21 protein-coding genes and 3 pseudogenes are annotated in these 19,419 nt (G+C 59.9%); 12 read left to right on the forward strand and 12 right to left on the reverse strand.

Features of this window, described 5'->3' with window-relative positions; translation table 11 throughout:
• Nucleotides 1-382 precede the first annotated feature (382 nt).
• From NKJ93_RS12130 to NKJ93_RS12145, 4 genes and pseudogenes are all read left to right on the forward strand, one after another.
• A complete protein-coding gene (locus NKJ93_RS12130) occupies nucleotides 383-907 on the forward strand; it encodes a YciE/YciF ferroxidase family protein (protein ID WP_352494317.1) in 525 nt (174 codons plus the stop codon).
• Between the two features lie 187 nt (nucleotides 908-1,094).
• A pseudogene (locus NKJ93_RS12135) lies at nucleotides 1,095-1,208 on the forward strand (septum site-determining protein MinD); the annotation flags it as partial.
• On the forward strand, nucleotides 1,205-1,477 hold the full coding sequence (locus NKJ93_RS12140) for a cell division topological specificity factor MinE (protein WP_023717093.1): 273 nt from the start codon (nucleotides 1,205-1,207) through the stop codon (nucleotides 1,475-1,477). The pseudogene NKJ93_RS12135 and the gene NKJ93_RS12140, both read left to right, overlap by 4 nt.
• The gene (locus NKJ93_RS12145; RefSeq protein WP_352589205.1) at nucleotides 1,474-2,640 is read left to right on the forward strand and encodes a beta-glucosidase; all 1,167 of its coding nucleotides are present in this window, start codon (nucleotides 1,474-1,476) and stop codon (nucleotides 2,638-2,640) included. The genes NKJ93_RS12140 and NKJ93_RS12145 overlap by 4 nt, the downstream gene beginning before the upstream one ends.
• 49 nt (nucleotides 2,641-2,689) lie before the next feature.
• On the opposite strand, the gene NKJ93_RS12150 is transcribed toward NKJ93_RS12145, so the two are convergent.
• From NKJ93_RS12150 to NKJ93_RS12160, 3 genes are all read right to left on the reverse strand, one after another.
• Nucleotides 2,690-2,779: a hypothetical protein gene (locus tag NKJ93_RS12150; protein ID WP_352494395.1), complete on the reverse strand. Its 90-nt coding sequence runs from the start codon at nucleotides 2,777-2,779 to the stop codon at nucleotides 2,690-2,692.
• A gap of 259 nt (nucleotides 2,780-3,038) precedes the next feature.
• Nucleotides 3,039-4,181, reverse strand: coding sequence for a UDP-galactopyranose mutase (gene glf, locus NKJ93_RS12155; RefSeq protein WP_352589208.1), 1,143 nt, complete (start codon nucleotides 4,179-4,181; stop codon nucleotides 3,039-3,041).
• Nucleotides 4,182-4,183: 2 nt separating this feature from the next.
• A complete protein-coding gene (locus tag NKJ93_RS12160) occupies nucleotides 4,184-5,131 on the reverse strand; it encodes a glycosyltransferase family protein (RefSeq protein ID WP_352589211.1) in 948 nt (315 codons plus the stop codon).
• A gap of 645 nt (nucleotides 5,132-5,776) precedes the next feature.
• Here NKJ93_RS12160 and NKJ93_RS12165 point away from each other — a divergent pair.
• Nucleotides 5,777-6,700, forward strand: a complete 924-nt coding sequence (locus NKJ93_RS12165) for a glycoside hydrolase family protein (RefSeq protein WP_352589214.1) — start codon at nucleotides 5,777-5,779, stop codon at nucleotides 6,698-6,700.
• 429 nt (nucleotides 6,701-7,129) lie between these two features.
• Here the strand turns inward: NKJ93_RS12165 and NKJ93_RS12170 are convergent, their stop codons facing one another.
• Nucleotides 7,130-8,056 (reverse strand): ArsR/SmtB family transcription factor, encoded by a 927-nt coding sequence (locus NKJ93_RS12170; RefSeq protein ID WP_352589216.1) that lies wholly within the window; start codon nucleotides 8,054-8,056, stop codon nucleotides 7,130-7,132.
• Nucleotides 8,057-8,329: 273 nt separating this feature from the next.
• Entirely contained in the window at nucleotides 8,330-9,229 is a 900-nt protein-coding gene (locus tag NKJ93_RS12175) for an alpha/beta fold hydrolase (protein ID WP_352589219.1), read from the reverse strand.
• Nucleotides 9,230-9,262: 33 nt separating this feature from the next.
• Between NKJ93_RS12175 and NKJ93_RS12180 the strand changes: the two genes are divergently transcribed.
• Nucleotides 9,263-10,345 carry a sensor histidine kinase gene (locus NKJ93_RS12180; protein ID WP_352494311.1) on the forward strand — a complete coding sequence of 361 codons (1,083 nt, stop codon included), beginning with the start codon at nucleotides 9,263-9,265 and terminating at the stop codon, nucleotides 10,343-10,345.
• Between the two features lie 186 nt (nucleotides 10,346-10,531).
• On the opposite strand, the gene NKJ93_RS12185 is transcribed toward NKJ93_RS12180, so the two are convergent.
• Nucleotides 10,532-10,882 (reverse strand): hypothetical protein, encoded by a 351-nt coding sequence (locus tag NKJ93_RS12185; RefSeq protein WP_023722557.1) that lies wholly within the window; start codon nucleotides 10,880-10,882, stop codon nucleotides 10,532-10,534.
• 16 nt (nucleotides 10,883-10,898) lie between these two features.
• Nucleotides 10,899-11,483 carry a PHB depolymerase family esterase gene (locus tag NKJ93_RS12190; RefSeq protein ID WP_502895954.1) on the reverse strand — a complete coding sequence of 195 codons (585 nt, stop codon included), beginning with the start codon at nucleotides 11,481-11,483 and terminating at the stop codon, nucleotides 10,899-10,901.
• Between the two features lie 667 nt (nucleotides 11,484-12,150).
• Between NKJ93_RS12190 and NKJ93_RS12195 the strand changes: the two genes are divergently transcribed.
• Complete coding sequence (locus NKJ93_RS12195) at nucleotides 12,151-12,297, forward strand: hypothetical protein (RefSeq protein ID WP_352589222.1); 147 nt, start codon at nucleotides 12,151-12,153, stop codon at nucleotides 12,295-12,297.
• A 12-nt stretch (nucleotides 12,298-12,309) separates the two neighbouring features.
• Nucleotides 12,310-12,495 (forward strand): hypothetical protein, encoded by a 186-nt coding sequence (locus NKJ93_RS12200; protein ID WP_352494310.1) that lies wholly within the window; start codon nucleotides 12,310-12,312, stop codon nucleotides 12,493-12,495.
• A 187-nt stretch (nucleotides 12,496-12,682) separates the two neighbouring features.
• Here the strand turns inward: NKJ93_RS12200 and NKJ93_RS12205 are convergent, their stop codons facing one another.
• Nucleotides 12,683-13,135 (reverse strand): YidB family protein, encoded by a 453-nt coding sequence (locus tag NKJ93_RS12205; protein ID WP_352494309.1) that lies wholly within the window; start codon nucleotides 13,133-13,135, stop codon nucleotides 12,683-12,685.
• 342 nt (nucleotides 13,136-13,477) lie between these two features.
• On the reverse strand, nucleotides 13,478-14,347 hold the full coding sequence (locus NKJ93_RS12210) for an MBL fold metallo-hydrolase (protein ID WP_352589225.1): 870 nt from the start codon (nucleotides 14,345-14,347) through the stop codon (nucleotides 13,478-13,480).
• A gap of 859 nt (nucleotides 14,348-15,206) precedes the next feature.
• Here NKJ93_RS12210 and NKJ93_RS12215 point away from each other — a divergent pair.
• From NKJ93_RS12215 to NKJ93_RS33600, 3 genes and pseudogenes are all read left to right on the forward strand, one after another.
• On the forward strand, nucleotides 15,207-15,389 hold the full coding sequence (locus NKJ93_RS12215) for a hypothetical protein (RefSeq protein WP_352589228.1): 183 nt from the start codon (nucleotides 15,207-15,209) through the stop codon (nucleotides 15,387-15,389).
• 689 nt (nucleotides 15,390-16,078) lie between these two features.
• A pseudogene (locus tag NKJ93_RS12220) lies at nucleotides 16,079-16,732 on the forward strand (IS110 family transposase); the annotation flags it as partial.
• A gap of 24 nt (nucleotides 16,733-16,756) precedes the next feature.
• Nucleotides 16,757-16,961, forward strand: a pseudogene (locus NKJ93_RS33600) (spore coat protein U domain-containing protein); the annotation flags it as partial.
• Nucleotides 16,962-17,056: 95 nt separating this feature from the next.
• On the opposite strand, the gene NKJ93_RS12230 reads toward NKJ93_RS33600, so the two are convergent.
• From NKJ93_RS12230 to NKJ93_RS12240, 3 genes are all read right to left on the reverse strand, one after another.
• A complete protein-coding gene (locus tag NKJ93_RS12230; protein WP_352589231.1) occupies nucleotides 17,057-17,254 on the reverse strand; it encodes an RNase H family protein in 198 nt (65 codons plus the stop codon).
• 99 nt (nucleotides 17,255-17,353) lie between these two features.
• The gene (locus NKJ93_RS12235; protein ID WP_352589234.1) at nucleotides 17,354-17,866 is read right to left on the reverse strand and encodes a DUF2231 domain-containing protein; all 513 of its coding nucleotides are present in this window, start codon (nucleotides 17,864-17,866) and stop codon (nucleotides 17,354-17,356) included.
• Nucleotides 17,867-18,284: 418 nt separating this feature from the next.
• Nucleotides 18,285-18,494 carry a hypothetical protein gene (locus NKJ93_RS12240; protein WP_023722566.1) on the reverse strand — a complete coding sequence of 70 codons (210 nt, stop codon included), beginning with the start codon at nucleotides 18,492-18,494 and terminating at the stop codon, nucleotides 18,285-18,287.
• 313 nt (nucleotides 18,495-18,807) lie between these two features.
• On the opposite strand from NKJ93_RS12240, the gene NKJ93_RS12245 reads away from it, so the two are divergent.
• The gene (locus tag NKJ93_RS12245) at nucleotides 18,808-19,026 is read left to right on the forward strand and encodes a KTSC domain-containing protein (protein ID WP_023722567.1); all 219 of its coding nucleotides are present in this window, start codon (nucleotides 18,808-18,810) and stop codon (nucleotides 19,024-19,026) included.
• The last annotated feature ends 393 nt before the right edge of the window (nucleotides 19,027-19,419 follow it).

Below are 19,419 nucleotides of genomic sequence, written 5' to 3' on the forward strand. Positions count from 1 at the left end.
CCTTGAGAGCGCCGCGTGAGAGTAGCAGCAAGCGATGGTGGACTTCCCGACACCTGAGAGGGCCGATCAAGAGCGAGCTTGTGCCCCGATCGAGGCGGCCGCCGATCAGAGTGTCCACGGAATTTCCGCTTAAGGCCGGCGAGCCGTGTTCGGCTTTAGGGTGCTCGGCGGCTACCAGCCGCGCAAAGACGGTAACGACGTCCGGCTGGATGACGAAGTCGTGATAGCCGCCGCGTATTTATGCCCCACGCATCTTGATGACCTGCAAGCGACGCCGCTCGCCACCATGAGTCGGCGTCAGTGGGGCCATCGTGAAGGAACAACAAGGCACTGGCCTCGTTAGAGCCGTACATCCATCGATAGCTTTCAACAGGAGATGAGAATGGCGACGACGCGAAGATCACAGGGCAGTTCCAAGGGCTTGGAAGACCTTTTCTACGATGGTCTGAAGGACATCTACTACGTCGAACGGAAGATTCTGACCGCCTTAAAGAAAATGGCAAAGGGCGCAGAGTCCGAAGAGCTGAAGGCCGCGTTCGAAAAGCATCGAGACGAGACAGAAGGTCAAATCGAGCGCCTGCAGCAGGTTTTCGACGCGTTTGGCAAGAGGGCTCAGGGTAAGACGTGCCCAGCGATCGATGGCATGATCGAGGAGGGGCAGGAGATTTTGGAAGAATTCGGAGACGCTCCAGCATTGGACGCAGGGCTCGTGGCTGCAGCCCAGGCGGTCGAGCATTATGAAATCGCGCGCTACGGCACTCTTGTGACGTGGGCGGGCTTGCTCGGCCTACGAGACGCAGTCCCACTTCTGGAACAGACTCTCGAAGAAGAAAAAGCCACCGATGAGGCGCTCACCCAACTCGGCGAAACTGGCGTCAACGAACGGGCAATGCAGCAGGCCGCGTGAGGTCGCGCATTGCTGGGGTGGCCAATCCGAAATTTGCATCTTCGTGAGCAGCGCAATGGGCGAATTCGGATTTGGCCATTTCCTCTGTCGCTTGCCCGTCGAGCACACGTGTTTTGGCTCTAACCGCATTGTACTACTACGCGCACCAATGTGGGCGCGCCGGTTATGCAAAAACACCAACCCCGCCGCACGCGCCTGTATCGACGCAGCAAGAAGACTCGAGGGCGAGGACCTGCCGGTCATTCTGCCTTTCGAGCGGAGGGGCCTCCTCGACCGGCTGTTGGGAAGGAGGGCAGCATGAACCTGCTCGATATATTCAAGCGCCGCGGCAGCGCGTCCGTGGCGCGCGAGCGCTTGCAACTGCTGTTGGCTTACGAGCGCCGCAACCGCAACCAGCCCGATCTCGTCTCCGTGTTGCGCGAGGAAATCATGGCTGTGAACGCCAGGCAAGGCCAACACCTCGACGTGACGGCAGCCTCATCGAAATCGAAGAGGCGACCGAACCTGGCAAAGGGCGGTCGCCGAACGCAAGTACTTGCGCCATCCCTGGCCGACAGGATGCCGGTATGAACGAGGAACCGGCTCGTCGGCCCGCGGCAGATCCTTCTGGCATCGAGAGCTTTTTCATGGCTGGTTTCGAGTGTTCCTCGCATCGACGTGCCGACGGGGTGCGCCTTGATCTGATCCGTGCGACCTCACATGACACCCATGCATCCGGCGACTATCGCCACTGTGCCGAGCTTGGGCTTCACACGATCCGCGACGGCTTGCGCTGGCACTTGATCGAAACAGCGCCGGGAGTCTTTGACTGGTCGAGCTGGATGTTGGTGATCGAAGCAGCCCAGGCGGCCGGGGTGCAGGTCATCTGGGATATCTTCCACTATGGTTCGCCAGACCACGTCGACCAAGGTGGCCCCGGCTTTGTCGAGGCCTATGTCCGTTTCGCCGCGGAAGCTGTTCGGGTTCATCGCTTAGCCACCGGAGTGGCTCCCCTGGTGTGTCCGATCAACGAAATTTCTTTCTTTGCGTGGGCGGTGGAGGTCGGCTATTTCCCGCGCGCCGGGCAGAATAAGCGCGGATGGTTCAAACGCCACCTTGTCAGGGCAGCGATCGCCGGGATCAGAGCAATGCGGGAGGCCGAACCCAGTTGCAGGTTCATCTGGGCTGAACCGCTCATCCATATTGCTCCTCGTGACCGCAGTCGCGCCGAGCGGCGGCGCGCCGAAAATGCTCGTCAGGGCCAGTTCGAGGCTTACGACATGCTGGTCGGGCGCGCTGAGCCGGAGTTGGGTGGCAGCGAGGACCTTGTCGACGTCATAGGCCTCAACTTCTATCCGCACAACCAATGGTACTTGAATGGGCCAACGATACCGATGGGACACCACGAATACCGGGCGCTTTCGGAAATGCTGGTCGAGGTCGACGAGCGCTACAAGAAGCCGATGATTATTGCCGAGACCGGCGCCGAGGGGTCGGGACGGCCGGCTTGGCTCCATTATGTTTGCGACGAAGTGCGCGATGCGATGAGCCTCGGCGCACCTATTCAGGGCATATGCCTGTACCCGGTGACGGCCTACCCCGGTTGGGACAATTCGCGCCACGCCGAAGTAGGCTTGTTCTCCACCATTCATGCGAACGGCTCGCGCACTCTTCACAAGCCGCTTGCCGACGAGTTGGAGCGCCAACGCCGATTGTTCGAGGCCTTCGACAACGAGCCAGCAGGCGCGGTATAGCCCCGCCGATAGTGCGCCGCGCTTTAACTGCATCGGCAACGCGGTAAGCCTAAATCTGTCCACCGAGAAAGATCCTGGGGTCCTTGGCCGCAGCGATGATCGCCTCGCGTGCGACTCTTGGCGACTTTTCACCGCGCATGACGGCAAGGCACGCCTCGATTGTTGCGAGTCTCGACGCTTGCAAGCCGGCTCCGGCCAATCCTTCAGCAGAACCTCGGCCGCGTCCGTTACCGAGACAACAACCCTGTCGCGATCGATCCGGCCGGTTGAACGACTATCGGCTTTGTGAAACGTCTCGTACGCACGACCCCTCCAACGGCATATTAGCTTCGGCTGATCTTTGCGCCATCTCAAATGTTAATGGTCACCGCGAATGCAGCTTAATCCCGGCGCATCGTTCACTCCGCCGCCTCGCGCTGCCTCGGCATCTGCCCGATGCCGTTTACCGGCATGCTCTTTTGAAGGCGCGCGAACGTCGCCAAAGCCTGCCCGACGACCTGATCCATATTGTAATAGCGATATGTCGCCAGACGTCCGACGAACCAGACCTGTGGGCACGCCGCTGCCAACGCTTCGTAGCTCTTGTACAACGCCTCGTTTTCGGGCCGCGGCACCGGGTAATAGGGATCTCCGATGTCCGAGGGGTATTCGTAGGTCAGGCTGGTCTTCGGACTCTTCTGTCCGGTCAGATGCTTGTACTCGGTGATGCGGGTGTAGTTTTCCGTCTGCGGATAGTTGACGACGGCGACCGGCTGAAACTCCTCGCAATCAAGCGTCGTGTGCTCAAAGCGCAGCGAACGGTAGGGCAAGCGACCAAGCTTCCAGTCGAAATACTCGTCGATCGGACCGGTATAGATCATCCGCTGGAAGGGGATCTTGTCGCGAATTTCGCGGTAGTCGGTCTGCAGCATGATCTTGATCTTGGGATTATCCAGCATGCGCTGGAACATGCGCGTATACCCGCCTGCCGGCATTTTCTGGAAAGTGTCGCCAAAGTAGCGATCATCCCGATCGGTCCGGGTTGGGACTCGCGCCGTCACCGACTTGCTCAGCTGGGAAGGGTCAACACCCCACTGCTTCCTCGTGTAGCCGCGGAAGAATTTCTCGTAGAGCTCCCTGCCCACGGTGCTCACGACGACGTCTTCGGCTGTGCGGACTTCTTCCACCGTCTCTCGCCGGGAAGCGAAGAACTCCTGCAGCTGCTCGGATGTCAGCTTAAGGCCGTAAAGGCGATTTATGGTGTCTAGGTTGATCGGTATCGGCAGCAGCTTTCCGTCGACCAGCGACAGCACGCGGTGTTCGTAAGACCGCCATTCGGTGAACTGCGACAGGTAGTCGACGATCGATTGGGCGTTGGTGTGGAATATGTGCGGCCCATAGCGGTGGATCAGGATCCCTGCCTCGTCATAACAGTCATACGCATTGCCGCCGATGTGATTTCGTCTGTCGACGATCAGGACGCTTTCTTGTCGCTGCGATGCGATGCGTTCCGCCAGCACGCTGCCGGCGAAGCCGGCGCCGACGATCAGCCAGTCGAACATGCTCACGCTCCCCTCAGCAACGGCACGACGCTCTTCATCGCGTGGGCGCGCTGGATGTGGGCCGCCATCGCATTCCAGGTCTTGTCCCAGGACATATCGGCGAGGTAGGCGTCGGCTTTCTCCACCAGGAAATCGCGAGGACGCGCCAGGATGGATCGAAGCTTGGCTTCGACATCCTCGGCGTCGACAATGTCGACAAGGCCTTCGGCGCCGTAGGTGCGCACGACGTCGACGATCGCTGTCGAAACCACCGGCAGTCCTGCCGCCAGGAATTCAGGAGTCTTTGTCGGACTGATGTAGCGTGTCGCCTCGTTGAGCTTGAAAGGCATCCAGCCGGCACTCCAATGCCGGAGGTAGCGTGGCAGGTCGGCATAGGACTTGCCGCCCAGCCAATGCAGGTTGCTTGCCGTGGGCAGCCTCGCCGGATCGATCTTGACCACAGGGCCGAGCATGACGAATTGCACGTCCGGCATTGCTGCAGCCGTCTCCGCTACCAATTCGACGTCGAGCCGCTCGTCAATGACCCCGAAATACCCCACTCTCGGGTGAGGTATGTTGGCCTGGTCGAGTGGGTCCTCACCCGGCTCTCTCGCCTGATGGAAATGTGCAACGTCGATGCTGCTTGGAAAAGCAAAGATCGAACGATGCAGGCTTCGCTTGGCCTCGTAAAGGCTCTGCCCGCCCGTGAAGACGACATCGGCACGTTGCAACAGCGCCTTTTCCAACTGCGTCAACTCTGCGGGAGCGTCTTTGAACGCGGAGAGTTCATCCATGCAGTCGTAGACGCAGACGTCACAGGCGAGATGATCGCTGAAGCGTAGCGCCATGGGCGTGTAATACCAGGTCGTCAATCGGTCATGCGGCGTGGAGGCGAGGATCTGATCGACGAACCTGCGCTGGATCGCGTTCGCCCTGGTCGCGGAAGTACCAACTGGGATCAGCGGCGTCACAATTCTGATCGTAGGTGAAACATCGTTCACCCGCGTCGAAGCGTGGCGCCTTTCGTCGAAGATCGGCTCCTCGAAATAAATTAGCTGCTGCTGTTTTGAGGCGAGCGTCAGAATCTGTTGCGGTCTTTGGAATACAAAATTCCATCGGAGGTGGGAAAAGCAAAGTAAAATTGACGACTGTACGGTGGTGTTTGGTTTTAGGGAGGTGCCCACCGCCATTTCCATATAGAAATCCTTCGTTACAATTAGAAATTGCCTCGGCTAACATACGTTAATCGAGGCAGCTTCGAATGAAATTCGCAGCCATCTATATAACTTTCATCCCAGTAAGTTGTTCCATAGTTCCAAACTGTCTCGGGCGAGGCCAGCGGTCCGCTCCATTCCGGCCATGGCTCAACAGAGAAGGTCAAGCCGAACGACCCTGCATCCGGCTGACATGATGGCCGCTCCAGAAGCTGAAGCCCCGCGCCGTGCGTGACCTCACCCAAAATGTGGCGCATTGCCACAGAACGGTTGAAATCGTTCAATCGTTCAACAACCGTTCATGGGCGGAGTTATAAATGAGGGCTGCGAATCGATTCGGCTGAGTCACGCAGACGGTCCAAATGAAAGGGGTCCGCGAAACAATCGCGGGAATGCTTGCGAATGAAGATCGACTTTGAAACCAACGTCTTTCCACTGTTTCACCCGCAGGCGGTGGATGATCTGAAGGACCCTTGTCCGGTGTTCGATGGCACGCTCTGGCACGTCTTCGGCTCCAGCGGCACCGTCACAACCGAGAGCTGGAAAATCCTCCACGCCACAGCGCCGGATCTTTATGGACCCTGGACAGAGCACGAGGCGATCGTTTTGCCGGTAACCGGATCGGGCATTGCGGCGCCCGGCGTCATTCATGAGTGCGGCGTCTTCCATATGTTCATCCAGACCGAATTCATGAAGTCCGGCGGACGTTGCGAGCACGCGGTCTCCAATGACGGCTTTCATTGGGTGGTGCTCAATCCGGCGATATTGTCGCTGCCCGACACCGATGAGGACGGCATCTACGATCCCCATCCGGCAATCGTCGACGGCAAGCGCTACATCGTCTATTCAGGCATGCCCAAATTCACCAAGGTGCCCCAGCCTGATGTCTATCTGGCGCGCAGCCAATCCGATTCCTGGTTCGGGCCATGGAAACGTCTCGGCAAAATACTCGATCATCTCGACGTGCCGCATCACAATGCGCGCGAACACCCGGATTACGAATGGGGGATCGAAGGCGCGCAGCTCGTCGAGCTCCCGGACGGTCGTGTGCTTCTTAACGCCACCTGCTTCCTCCCCGAAGGTCCGCGCGGCAGCCGGCAGCGCGTCTTCTTCGCCATCGCCGATGACGTCAAGGGTCCCTACGTTTCCGTTGGCCCCGTTCTCGACCCTGGTGAGCCCGGCGAGAATGGCCATTCGACCGTAATGATCGAAGGCCGGCAATTGACTTTGTTCTACCAGAGCAGACGCGAGACGACGAACCACCGCTGGCGATATGGCTTGGCCAAGTGCGACTTGGATCGGCACATACTTTCCAGAGTAGCCTAGAGAACGTGATCCAATCGTAGCCGCTGGGCTACCCACCTCGTCCAGGTCGCATTGCCGACGGACGCCGACAAAACCCAAGAAAGGCACAGATTAAGCTTGCTCATCACAATGGTGCTGCCAGTCGCCGTTTCGGATCAATGGTCGTCAAGCGATAACGGATGGGCTAGATGTCCCAGGCGGATGACGTAGGCAGTCGGCGAAGCCTGCGACGAGGCAGGTTGAGAGTATAAAATGGATCAAGGTAAGCTGGTCGTCAGATAATACATTTAAATTCTCTCTTCGAACTCCTCGGTGAGACCAGTCGTGCCAATCGGTTTCTCAGCGCCGGTGACAAGATAGCCGTAAGTCTGACCATTGGATGCGAGTTGGCTAGATGAAAGGAAGCAGCTGAAATTGGGTTCACTATTTTTCAAACCGGGATCGATGATATCAACCGGTTTTGATCCTGAGCAGGATGTCCTGATCGTAATTTCCAAAGCCCTTGCCGAAAATGTTGATCCCGCCAGGGCGCTTGGCGTCGTCCTTGACGCCGATACGGACGCGGATTGAATGATGGCTCTTCAGATCGAGTGCGGCGAGGCCGGTTTCGGAAATCCTGAGGCCGTCGACATAGGTGCCGTCATTGGCAATTCGCCAGTTCTTGAGCTTGCCGTATTGCGAACCCTTGAGTTTCCACCAGGACGGCGTGAAGACGCCGCGTTTGTCACCGAAATCCCCCGGCGACGTCCAGGTGCCGACATCGACGCCATTGATCGTCAGCGTGATGTCCGACGGCCAATCGGCGCTGGTGCCCGGCACTTCCGAAGACAGCTCTATCGCCACTTCGAGCTCGGTGATCTCGGCATTGGCGAGCTTGGCATTATTGGGAAACTGGTATTCGACAAAACCGCGGGTGAACCACAACAGCCCGGCTTTCATACGATCCGGATCGAGGAAAGTGTTGGGAACATCGAGCAGACCGATGATGCCGTCCGGCGAACAAAGGCCGCAGGGCGCGGTAACCTCGAAGCCGGTGTAAAGCCCGATCGGCATCGACACTTCGATCGCGTCGTTCTTGACCGCACGATATTCGCCCTTGAACACTACGAGCACTTCTTCGGCCGTCGGATAACAGATTTTCTGACTGCCCTTCTTCGCTTTCAGGTGCTCGGTGCGGATCAGCCCCGCATCCTCCAGCACCTGGATGTTGGTCGAGACGGTCGACTGCGGCAGCGACAGCACGGCGGCGATTTCGTTGACATTCATCGGCCCCTTCTCATGCAGCAGTTTCAGCATCGAGATACGCGCCGAGGAGGCAAGCCCCTTGAGCACGGCAATGCCTTCCTCAGGTTCAATCACCAGAAAATTACGACCCATGAATTTGCCAGTCTATACTTGTGGAAGAAGCTATCGCCTCGCTAATTCGTGTTCTGTAAGCTTGCGTTGGTGGGCGGGACCGTTGCAACGGCGTCGAAGGAAACGCCGAGCCGGCAATTTGGTTACATGCAAGCGGCTCCACGTTCGGTACGCATTTGAAGCCACACCGCAACAAGGATGTTTGGCTCAGGTCTAAATTGTTTGCCGCGCAGCTCGGCAAGGCACGCATCGATTGCAGCAAGCCGCGAGTCGCACCGGTAGCGTTGCGGGGGGCTAGTCATGGGTGCGCCGCAATGCTTCATCGTTCGCTCCCGCCGTGGCGACCACTGTATGGATCATGGCAAGGACGGCTTGGGACGCGCTGTGGTGCACCATGTGACCGGAATTCTGCACGATATGAATCAGCGAACCTGGCACATCAGCATGAAGGCGGTGGGCCTGCCCCTTCGCATCGAGCAGGCGGTCACCATCGCCGGCTAGGATTCCGGCAGGCACCGATACCTCTTTATAGCTGGAGCGAAGCAGCGCCGACGGAACAAGTAAGCCCGATTCCGCTGAGGTGGACCGCAATTGCGAGGGACGGCTTGCAAGTTCCTTCATAGCCGAAGCGGAGACGGTCGACACTGCAGCCGGCCCAAATATCTTCGGCACTGCCAGCGGCCAAGTCAGCCTGACAAGGAGTGGCATAAATGTGTGACACAATGCGCTTCCAATGCGGCCGGGCTTTCGGCCCGCTTGTTGGTCTCGCGGATCGAAATGATGATCGAATACTGATTTGACGCGATGGTTGACCTCGCGCATCAGCATGCGAATACGATGCCCGGTTTCCCTCGGCGACGTGATGTCCCGGGCAATCTTCGATGATCTGCCTGGTTGCATTGCCCACAGGCGATTTCCGCTGTCGTGAACATACGATGTAGGCGAGTCGATATGGCTCGACCATCGCGTCAGCGCACGTCTGAAAAGGCCGGGGCAGGGCCGGGCCAAGATAGATAAGCTATCGTGATGCTCAGGTAGCTGGTTCAATTGGCCGGTGGTCATCTGCGTGATCGCATTCACGCTATCGTTCTCGGCCCGCATGAAGTCCAGCTGACTGGCGACTTGTTCCTCGAGGCCTATACGCGGCGCATGAAAATGCAGTGTCCAGCTTTGGCGATGGCGGGGGCGCTGCATTGTTGATATTGTACGCACGGAACAGGCGCGCAAATGACATCTGATTCAGAGAAGCCCGCGGCGGTCGAGCAGTTGCTTGATACACCTGAGCTTGCAACCGCACTGGAAAGCGAACAGTTCAAAAAATTCCTTGACCAGGTGCCGATCGCCATAGCCGTTTCCGACCTTGCCGCTGAGGAGCGTGTGGTCTACGCCAATCCCGAATTCGAGAAGCTCTCAGGCCTGATGGCCGCCAGGCTCACCCGGGAAAACTGGGCAGCCCTTTTGGGCAAAGGCCTCCACGAGCAGAAGGACCGGCCGCTTGCCGAGGCCGTGGTCGAGGGAACCGATTTAGTCGGCACCTACAGGCTGGAACGCAACGAGGATAAGCCGACGATCGTCGATGTTTATTCCAACGTGATCGAGGACGACAACGGCAAGATGTGCTTCCGGCTGGTGGCGCTGGTCGACGTATCGGCCCATGGCGAGGCGGGAGATGAGCGCTCGGTGGAGGAGCGTGTCAGCGAGAAAGACACGCTGCTACGCGAACTGCAGCACCGGGTAAAGAACAACCTGCAGATGATCACTGCACTGATCCGGCTGGAAAGCCGCAACGCAACCGAGGCCGACCGGAGACGGTTTGAGCGGCTCGCCGGTCGCGTCGACGCTCTGGCGATCCTCTACCAGACGCTAACGGCCGACGAGCCGAAGGAGGAGGTCGATCTTGGCGTCTATCTCAGCCAGATCGCGTCCGCGGTGATGAGTTCGCACGCAGTCGAGGGGATCCGCCTGGATATGAAGGTGGATACATATCCCGTGTCAATAAACGTCGCCATGCCGGCGGGACTGGTCGTGAACGAATTGCTGACCAATTCACTAAAGCATGCGTTCCGGGGACGCGACGGCGGCACGATAACGCTGCACAGCATCGTCAATGGCGACGGCTGCCGGGTTATAGTGGCGGACGACGGAATCGGCCTGCCGGAAGGCGAGACGTGGCCCAAGCCAGGCAAGCTCGGAGCGCTGATCGCGCGCTCGCTGACCGAGAACGCCAAGGCGCAGTTCGCAGTCGACTCTAGCGCTAGCAAAGGGACGAAGGTGACCATCATCTTCAAACGATCGGCGGCAGCAAGCTGAAAAATTGCCGTCGAACATACTGCACTGGGTTGCGTTCATATCGCGGCCTTGAACAGTGTGCTTGCAAATAGGCCCGAGGTCTTCGAGACGGCTTCCATCACGCGGTCCAAATTTCCCGGTCGAAGGGCCGCATTATTATTGGCGGGGAAGCAGGGACGACGTGTGGGGGCGGTGCGCTCGCTTGGGTTAGCGCATAAGGCCCGCTGTCCGAAGGGCGTGCTCGATGAGGTTCTTCACGCCCGGCTGGCCCGATGCGTTAGTACGCGGGGACTGGAGGGTGGCGGTTGACTCCGAGGACGCCGTCTTCGCCTTTTCCATAGCTGGTATCTCCAAACGGGATGGCACGTGCTGGCGAGCAGGCAACTCTGGCCTCGATGTCGTGGAGACACCCTTCTCCGTTACCAAGATGCCCCAGAACCGCGCGATCTCCTGAGTGGAAGAGATGCCGACATCAAGCATAAAGGGTCCCGGAGCGCCGAGGCCGTTGCCGAGCGGTGTACCGTGGCCCATCCCAGCGATCATGTTGACCTCGATCAAGACTTCTCCCGCGCCATCACGCCAAACTTGCTTTGCGTGCTGGCCGGCAGCCTAAAGATGCGTTAGCGCTTTTGCCCGATGGACCTCCCGCCAGTGGCTCGCGAGCGCTTCGGCGTTGGAAGGCGAAACCGTCTGGTCGGCGGTGCCGTGGCAAACTGAGATCTTCGGCCACGGTCCTCGATGATGCGACGCGCCGCGGAGTTCGTTGCAGATCCTGTTCCGACGGGCCGCCATGTCCACGCATTCTATCGAACGCGTCCGGTGTGTCGTTGCGCTGCCGTAGGGCAGGCCGGCAATATCGCACAGCCTTCCAAATACTTCCGGATATGTCGCCAGCATGGCCGCTGCCATTGCGCCTCCAGCCGAAAAGCCCGTGGTCGATACCGTGGGTGACGACCATCGTCTTGATCTGGCGGATCGAAAGCGCCTCGCCCGAACCGCGCTTGGCGTCGTCAGGCTGGAACCATTTGAAACAGAGGTTTGGATTGTTGCCGCGTTGCTGCTCGTGAAAGAGCAGGGCGAACCCGGTTTCGTCCGAAAGTCGCGACCATCCGGAGTGACGGTTGTACGCTGCCGCAGTCTGGGTGCAGCCATGCAGCATGACGACGAGCGGAGCGCCTTTGGGCAGTTCATCGGGAAGATAAAACGTGGCCCCCAACGCGCCGGGTTTGGTACCGAACTCGGCCAGCGTCTGCAGATGGTTCGACCCGCTACGTTTGGGAGTATGTGACGCATATCGCGCTTACAACGCGGCGATACTTGCGACGTATCGGATTTTTTTCGCAATCGAGCCGCCTCCGGTTGTGATGCCCGAATGGACCTCGATCCGCGCAACGCATGCGCAGCAATATCGCTGCCGCATTGCACAATAGCAAGGTAGGTGGGGAGACAAAGTCCGGCCGAGCCCTGGAGCTGGGCTTGGAGGAAACCTGATGGTGGGCAGACCGCTTCCTTGTCGCGGTGCCGCTTGCCGCCCTGCGCTGCCGCTGCGATGGCGATGTATTCTGGGCGTAGCAGTTCAACAGACGCTTTGTCGGCCGACGCGCTTGCCGCAACCGCCCCGCCAAGACAAACCAAGTGATGGGCGGACGGTGGCGCACTCCGGAGGTCTACGGGAACATGACACGACAGTGACCGGCGAGCTTCGCAAGGCGTGCCTCCGTTGCCGCATGCTTCACTTAACGCGGAGCACCCGACTTCTGCCCCATCTCCCGGCCGCCTTCTCAGATCGTGTGGGGCTGGAGATCTCGATGAACGGGATGCGGTCCATGACGGATACTCCCCGCTCCGATGCTACACCGAAACTCGATCCAGAACAGCTGCAGCTGCGGGCCTCGCCTCGCCGCGCTGTGCGCTTCAAGCGCAGCATTATTGTCGCCATTGCAGCTGTTGCTTCCGGCACCGTTCTAGTCTAGCTAGGCGTCACCATGATGGCGCTGCAGGGACCGGCGCTGCGCATCAAAGAGCAGGCTGACGAGCTTTACAACACTGAGCGGAAGCCAACCACGGAGGCAATTGAAAGGCTGTCTAAGGACTATTCCGGGATCAAGCCCAAGCCCCCGATGCTTGGACCACCGCTGCCCCGCGACCTCGGCCGCCCCACTCGCTACTGACGGCGCGCTCGCGAGCGGCTTCGTAACCGCCGAGCTACACCACCTGATGGGACACGACCGACGAGCCTTCCCAAGGCCGGTAACTTGCGGCTGGCGGGCTGTCCAACTGGGTGCGTCCGAGCAATTGGATTCCCCGGTGTAGAGTACTGGATCTCGCCTTGGCCGGCTGCATTCCTGGCTGCGTCCCCTACGATACATTGTCGAGCAGCGTCGACTTATCCAAGCCTTGTGTCGGCTCAGGCGGCCATTCACCATTCGGCGTGATCTCGTTGACTGTCTCGGGTAGATCCCGCGCAATCCTTCTGATTAGCTCGTCGCGCGAAAGACCCGTGTGCATCAAAATGGACGTGAGTGTACCTTCGTCCATTGCCGCTTCGACGTCCCTTGGCTCGATCGGTTGGTTTGGCCCGCTGCCAACCCACGAGTCGACCTTCGATCCTGCCCCCACCTCCCTGAACCGGTCGAGGATCTCACCAAGGTCAGCCCTCGACACGCCATTCGTTATCTGAGCCAGAATTCTGCGTTGCGGGTCGTTTGGGTTAAGATACCCCGCTCCCGGAATCAATTCACAGAGCTTGTCGCGATTTTGGTATGCCAGAACGCCAAGCATGGCGATCGCCAATCTTCCCAGATTTGCCATTTGGTCTCCTCCACGGTTGAGCGAATCGAAGCCAAGTCTCGGCGGATGCCGACGCGTGTGGGCTCGAACAACTTCTTGCCGGTCGGCTCGCCGGCGGAGAGGGCGCGTCCTCGGGTACTCTTTTCCATCTGACGTCTTCTCCTGACGCAGAACTTCGGGGCGCTTGGCCGCTGTCGCCTGCGCCGATCGAACGCCCTAACCCGGCGCCTTCCGGGTTTGTTCCGCTTGTCAGAGTTTGTCGGCGACGGTAGGGGGCACGACCCGACGGGTAACTCTACCGGCTCGAGAAATAGAGTCTGCCCAACTTGACCATACTTCAGAACGGCGGCGGCTCGGTTAGCCTCAGCTACCTTGGACTGCCGCCGGCTCGCGCACAAATTTCAATTTCGGCGGGACGGCGAACACCCTGAACCGCTCAGCCAGGCTGTCAAGAGCGTGACGCATGCCCACTCCCGCAGCAGCCGCACCGTGTCCACTGATGACCATCTGCGGGTTCAGGGCAGCCAGGTGCTTCACGGATCTTTCCGCCGCATCCCAGTCCGGCGTGAAGTAGCGCGGCGGACCGTGCATCTCAAGATCCTGAACGGCGACCTCATAGACTGACTCCTGACCGGTGGTGATGAAAGCGTCCCCTACGATCAGCGAACGGTCCTTCTCGCGCCAGAGCGAGATATGCCCAGGCGCGTGCCCGGGTGTGTGTAACCATCGCCATCCGGGCATTCCGGGGATCGATCCGTCGGCAGGTAAGAGTTCCAAACGGTTGCCAAGATCAATTGGCCCGCGTGGAAAAAGCGGCGACAGCAGCGCCATCAGTCCACCCCCGACCCAGGGATCGGGTGGCGGATAGGATGCGGTTCCGTCCAAATAGGGGTGCTCGAGTGGATGCGCGAAGACAGGCACGTCCCATTTATTTGCGAGGTCTAGAACCGTTCCCACATGGTCGAAATGGCCGTGGGTCAGGATGATCGCGGCCGGCCGTGCGTTCGTGCCAAACCGCCTTTCCGCGACCGCAAGAATGCTGCTGCGGGACGTCGGCAACCCGGTATCGATCAGCACCCAGTTCCGATCTCCGCTGCCCGGTGCGCCGAAGAACACGACATTGACGATTGCTAGCCGCAAATAGCCCAAGTCCGGTGCGATGCTCCAAGCGCCGTCGCCACGATCCTCGCGCCTGGCGTGGTCGATCTCGGAAAGTCGAATCTGAACGGTCATGTGATCCCGTGCCTCTCTTGTTGCTGAGCAGCCGCTCGAGTCGATCGGCGGTGGTACATCGCCCCGAACTTGGCACGGCCCCCCTTGTTCCTCATTCGCCCCCAGCTCCGGACAGTCCACCACAGGAACAAGGCTCGACCAATCGGTTCGGCATTACCCGGCCACGCAAGGACGAGCTGGACTGAGCAACGAAGATGGCGCGCGCCCGATTGGATGCGGTATTTCGCCAACGCGGTTCCCGGTCCTAACAAGGCGGCCGAGTTCGAAGCCGACTGCTGAAAGGAGACTTCGAATGAGCGAAGTGGGGCGCAGGGACGAGCACCAGGTGGAGGCTCCGGTTCTGGAGGCTCCGGTTCCGCAAGCTTCGCGCTTCGCCAGTTTTTCATGGCAGGCTTTGAGTGCTCCTCGCACCGGCGCAAGGACGGGGTTCGCCTCGATCTTATTCGTGCGACCTCGCATAATTTGCATGCCCTGGGCGCCTACCGCGGCTGCGCCGAACTCGGCCTTCGCACCATCCGCGACGGACCGTGGCGACACCGTCTCGATCAAAGCGGCACTACGCGAAGCTCGGGAGACTGCGCCTTATTTGGTGGCCTCCGACGAAGAACTAACCGAGGCAATCGTCGAGGCAGCAACTGCCTTGGGCCTCTGCGTGGCTTTTGACGGTCGCGAGTAGCTGTCAGCCAACTTCAGCCGCTGTGGCATCGCAACGGAAGCGCGCCGTCCTGCGCATTTCAATAGTCAGAGGTAATCCGTAATTACCTTCGCAACCTGCTATATCTGCCTGTAGAACGGGAACTGCGGGCTGAGCAAAGGTATTTGCTGGAGGAACTTGATAAGGTCGACAAAGAGTGACCGCATGGCTCTCCACTGGTTCAACCCTCCGGTCCCCGTCAAGACCGAGCGTCCCGGGATCATCCGCAATGTCAACAACGCCGAGGCAGCCGGCGAGGAGCTGATGAAGTGGACCAAGCGTGGTCCTTGGTGGGACCTCGCGGTGCGCGTTTGCATGGCCGTAATTTTTCGACGAGATGGAACCTGAGGAGGCCCGCAAGGCATTCCTAGCTGCTGCAAAAGAGGAGGGGACATTGCTCCCCCCAATGACAACTAGCTAAATTGGATGCGGTATAAGGTTCTAGGTGTCTCTGACCAACACCGCCTTCGCGAAAGGAGCCCGCCGCCAGCAAGGGGAGGCGACGGACCCCGCCACAGCGGCTGCACATCCGAGAAGGACCACTGCAACCTCTAAACCCGCGAGGGCCTACATCGTTCCCTTGGCTGCGGCTACAACTGGGTTGGTCAGCGGGCTCTTGTCGCTCTAAGTCCCCCCTCATGGCTCCCCTCTCGTTCAACCCTCCGGTCTACGTGAAAACGAAACGTCCGGGCATTCGCAATGGGGTCAGCCACGTCGAGGGAGCCGCCGAGGAACTCATGGCGTGGGACACAAAGGGTCCGAAGTGGACCAAGGCGGTCCAATCCTGCGTGGACGCGTTCGAGGACAGAGTCTTCCCCCAAGAGGTCGTCAGCCTTTGAGGCGGCTGCCAAGGAGGCCAACGTGTATCGTTTTTTGCCGACTGTGCTATGAAGGCAGGTGCGGTGGCGGACCGGAGACCGGAGCATCTTTGGGTGATCGAGGCCGTGGGAGAGCAAGGGTCTTCGTCCGCCGTTCCATCGAACCCGAACAGTCGCCTGGGCCGCAAGCGAAGCCCGATTAGGCAAGGATGGGACAGGATGGAAATCATTGTTGGCATCGACGTTTCCAAGGATCGGCTCGACGTGCATGTTTTGCCGTCCGGCGAGGCGTTCTCGGTGGAGAATGACCACGCCGGGGTGGAGGATCTGGTTCGGCGGCTGGCAGCCCTTTCGCCGGCCGTTGTCGGATTGGAGCCGACAGGCAGCTTCGAGAGACGGGCGGTCGCCGCCTTGGCAGGCGCCGGCCTGGCGATTGTTGTGGTCAATCCGGCGCAGGTGCGCGCCTATGCCAATGCACTCGGCAAGCGGGCCAAGACCGACCCGATCGATGCTGCCGTCATTGCCGCTTTCATCGCTGCGACCAGGCCGCAATTGCGGCCATTGCGCGACGCCGAAACCGAGGCCCTGGCCGAGCTCGTCGCCCGCCGGCGTCAGATCGTGCAGATGATTGTGGCGGAGGACAACCGTGCTCGCACGGTCATCGCGAAACAGGCGCAAAAGAGCATCCACCGGCTGCTCGTCGCGCTTCGGCCTGAGCTGGCAAGCCTCGATGCGGGCATGGACGATCATATCCGCAAGTCCCCAGTCTGGCGGGTCAACGAAAAGCTGCTTTCCTCCGTGCCGGGTGTCGGTCCTGTCGTTGCCCGCAGCCTGATCGCCGAAATGCCGGAACTGGGCAGCCTCGACCGCCGGTTCACCCCCGCAGCCGCAAATGTCAAAGGGGGCGGAACCGTGACTTACGGGCTCTACAAGGACATTGCCCGAACTCAGCCTTGGGGTGATGCGTCGATGGCTGGCAGCATGGTGACGGGAACTGGCACCGGACACCCCAGCCTTGACCGTTTATGGCCGGGTGCCTCCGCAGGCCATGCCGTCGGCCGGTGTTTACACCGACACTGTCGTCGTCACAGTCACTTACTGAGTGGGACACGATGCGGCCCGGGGAGCGATGTTTACTTGGGCAGCCTGGCTAAAGCAACAATGGACGCGAACGCCAATCCGACAGCAATGAGCATTTTATGAGAACCTAGCCGACCGAGCAGCTTCATTGGCTAACCGGTCGACCTCCTCGTTCAATGGATCGCCATTGTGGCCACGCACCCGTTCCCAGGTGATATCGCGGCCGGCAACGAGGACTTCTAGTTCCTCCCACAGGCTACGGTTTAGAACTGGCTTGCGTTGAGCCTTGCGCCAGCCCTTGGCTCTGCAACTCAAAACTCATGGTGTCTCCCTGGTATTTGACGAATCCCAGAGACACGAAACAACGCCGGTGACCACGACGACGGCTCCCGGCAGGTCGGCCATTCGTCAACCCTATCGGGATAGTTCCGGGCGGGAGTTGACGTCCTCACCCTCTTCGGGATGGACGCCTACCCTGTGTTCGTAGACAAGCGTCCCGCCTTTCCAGCCGGTATAAAGGAGCAGCAGAACGACAATCGTCGACAGCGCCAGGCCCCAGGGCAAGGCGCCCTCGGCGGCACCGGCGCTTAGGCGCAGGATGAAGCTGGCCAGCGCCAGCACCACGGCCACGACGTTGCCGACCATATGGTGCCACGCGGCATTGATGGACCGCACCCTTGAATTTCCAAGAAAATCGGCAAAGCCGGCCAGCGCCGCGGCAGCGCTCATCAACAGGGCAAAGCCGAGCAGCCAGAAGGATGCTTCGGCCCAGAATGCATTGCCGGTCGACCAGAACACTAAATCCGACAGCAATACCGACACGAGCAATGCGATCGGGAAAGGGATCAGCATGGGGTGAATCGGATGGCTGCCGATCTTTGCGGTGGTTGCAACGCCCAGCAGATGATTTGCGCGATCGTCAGCCATGCCCAACAACGTTGAAGGCGGCCCGGGGGTTCCAGGCGAACAGCAGCAATCAGTCGCTATCGAAAGTTGTTCTCAGCGGCGCGATGCGCAGGATGAAAACCTTCGACTTAAATATTCCGAGCCGCGCAGCCGAACCGCCATTCGGCCTCGGCGGCCTTGGAAATGCCGATCCTGCGGCCTGTCAGAACTTGCTGCGTTCGCGCGGTGGGTCTCGACGATGACGCCGCCGACGCCGTGGAAAAGGGCGGGCCGCTGGGCTTACAAGCCGATACGTCTTCCCGTCGGTCTGTCCTGGTGCGGGCAAAGGCCCGACGGCGGTACATTCAACGTTTCTAGATTGACGAGCGCACGCCCGCAAACGCCAAAAAGCCAGGCGCACCTTCGCGGCGGGATCTGGCCCGCCACACAAGCCAACTCCCTAGCGCGCCAGCGGTAGTTTCGACGTTGAAACAAGTTCTTCCTCGTGTGTAATTCCAGCGGTGTAGTTTGCAAGGATACGAGACGCCAGCGCTTCGCGCCGCTGTTCAGATTGACCTTCGAACTTGAGCCGATCGAACACGCGGCCCAGCAACGCGAGTTCGGATGGATTGAAGACGCCTGCCTCTTCAGCTTTTCGGTGGATCGGCATGTGTCCCTCCCACGCCGGATGAGTATGCTGCGCAACTAATCCCATTTGGCTGACGCCCGAGCGGCAATGTCATGGGCGGCTTCTTCGAGACCAGCCGCATTGTTAGTATTGACGCTCGCGCTTTCTCAGAAATCCAACGTGCGCGTGATGCCGAAAGGTGCAGCTACCTTTTTGTGTATCTCGATTGGGAACACGGGACCGCCGCGAAAGTTCGGTGCACGCAGCGAACCCTCCCCTCCAGGTATTGCTGCAGATCGGTATCCCGATCGGCCCGCGCTCCCCGCAAGGTCGCGGGCCTCGGCCTGTGGTGCTCATGCCATCTACTTCGATCCGCAAGATGGAATATGATCTGGATAGAAGGACCCTCTCGGTGTGGTTCGTCGCCAGCGGTAAACGGTACGAGTTTGAGGGGGTACCGCCGGAAACCTTTGCCGCGTTCCGGGCCGCGTTCGCCAAGGGCCGCTATTTCAACGACCACATCCGCAACAATTTCCGCTACCGTCTGGTTGCGAGCGATAGCGACCCGGGATGACCTGACCTGCCGGCGGCTCAATCGTCCTGTCGCTCCAACCGGCGGTTGGTGGACGCGTTGCCGCTGTTGCGCTTAGGGTTGGTTACGGTCCGCGCTCACTTGGCAAGCCCAACCCCCCGCATCCCCCCGCCTGGTGCAAAGCGTTTGATCGGTCCCGCCGTTCTGGCAGTGCGGCGGGACTTTTTGCGGTCCAGGTGGAACATCGGCGCGCGGGGAAGGCGCGGTGCACGCAGCACCCTTTTCTCATCCAACGTACGTCGCTGGCGCTGAAGGGTCTCAACGTCGGTTTGCCGCCGGAGCTCAACTAGTGGACTATTGCTCGACCGGAAGCGGCTCGTGCTGCGGCTCAGCGTGGTGGAACACCTGTCCAAGATCGCGCGCGTCGAACGTTTG

The organism is Mesorhizobium sp. M0028, from assembly GCF_040323855.1.
GTDB lineage: Bacteria > Pseudomonadota > Alphaproteobacteria > Rhizobiales > Rhizobiaceae > Mesorhizobium.

Bases quoted from the DNA above. Each gene is read 5' to 3' on its own strand.
- NKJ93_RS12165 (WP_352589214.1), top strand. From the start codon at position 5,777: ATGAAGATCGACTTTGAAACCAACGTCTTTCCACTGTTTCACCCGCAG.
- NKJ93_RS12205 (WP_352494309.1), bottom strand. From the start codon at position 13,135: ATGGCAAATCTGGGAAGATTGGCGATCGCCATGCTTGGCGTTCTGGCA.
- NKJ93_RS12215 (WP_352589228.1), top strand. From the start codon at position 15,207: ATGGCTCTCCACTGGTTCAACCCTCCGGTCCCCGTCAAGACCGAGCGT.
- NKJ93_RS12170 (WP_352589216.1), bottom strand. From the start codon at position 8,056: ATGGGTCGTAATTTTCTGGTGATTGAACCTGAGGAAGGCATTGCCGTG.
- NKJ93_RS12235 (WP_352589234.1), bottom strand. From the start codon at position 17,866: ATGGCTGACGATCGCGCAAATCATCTGCTGGGCGTTGCAACCACCGCA.
- NKJ93_RS12145 (WP_352589205.1), top strand. From the start codon at position 1,474: ATGAACGAGGAACCGGCTCGTCGGCCCGCGGCAGATCCTTCTGGCATC.
- NKJ93_RS12200 (WP_352494310.1), top strand. From the start codon at position 12,310: ATGATGGCGCTGCAGGGACCGGCGCTGCGCATCAAAGAGCAGGCTGAC.
- NKJ93_RS12180 (WP_352494311.1), top strand. From the start codon at position 9,263: ATGACATCTGATTCAGAGAAGCCCGCGGCGGTCGAGCAGTTGCTTGAT.
- NKJ93_RS12150 (WP_352494395.1), bottom strand. From the start codon at position 2,779: ATGCGCGGTGAAAAGTCGCCAAGAGTCGCACGCGAGGCGATCATCGCT.
- NKJ93_RS12175 (WP_352589219.1), bottom strand. From the start codon at position 9,229: ATGCAGCGCCCCCGCCATCGCCAAAGCTGGACACTGCATTTTCATGCG.
- glf (WP_352589208.1), bottom strand. From the start codon at position 4,181: ATGTTCGACTGGCTGATCGTCGGCGCCGGCTTCGCCGGCAGCGTGCTG.
- NKJ93_RS12245 (WP_023722567.1), top strand. From the start codon at position 18,808: ATGCCATCTACTTCGATCCGCAAGATGGAATATGATCTGGATAGAAGG.
- NKJ93_RS12195 (WP_352589222.1), top strand. From the start codon at position 12,151: ATGACGGATACTCCCCGCTCCGATGCTACACCGAAACTCGATCCAGAA.
- NKJ93_RS12240 (WP_023722566.1), bottom strand. From the start codon at position 18,494: ATGCCGATCCACCGAAAAGCTGAAGAGGCAGGCGTCTTCAATCCATCC.
- NKJ93_RS12210 (WP_352589225.1), bottom strand. From the start codon at position 14,347: ATGACCGTTCAGATTCGACTTTCCGAGATCGACCACGCCAGGCGCGAG.
- NKJ93_RS12130 (WP_352494317.1), top strand. From the start codon at position 383: ATGGCGACGACGCGAAGATCACAGGGCAGTTCCAAGGGCTTGGAAGAC.
- NKJ93_RS12190 (WP_502895954.1), bottom strand. From the start codon at position 11,483: ATGCTGCATGGCTGCACCCAGACTGCGGCAGCGTACAACCGTCACTCC.
- NKJ93_RS12140 (WP_023717093.1), top strand. From the start codon at position 1,205: ATGAACCTGCTCGATATATTCAAGCGCCGCGGCAGCGCGTCCGTGGCG.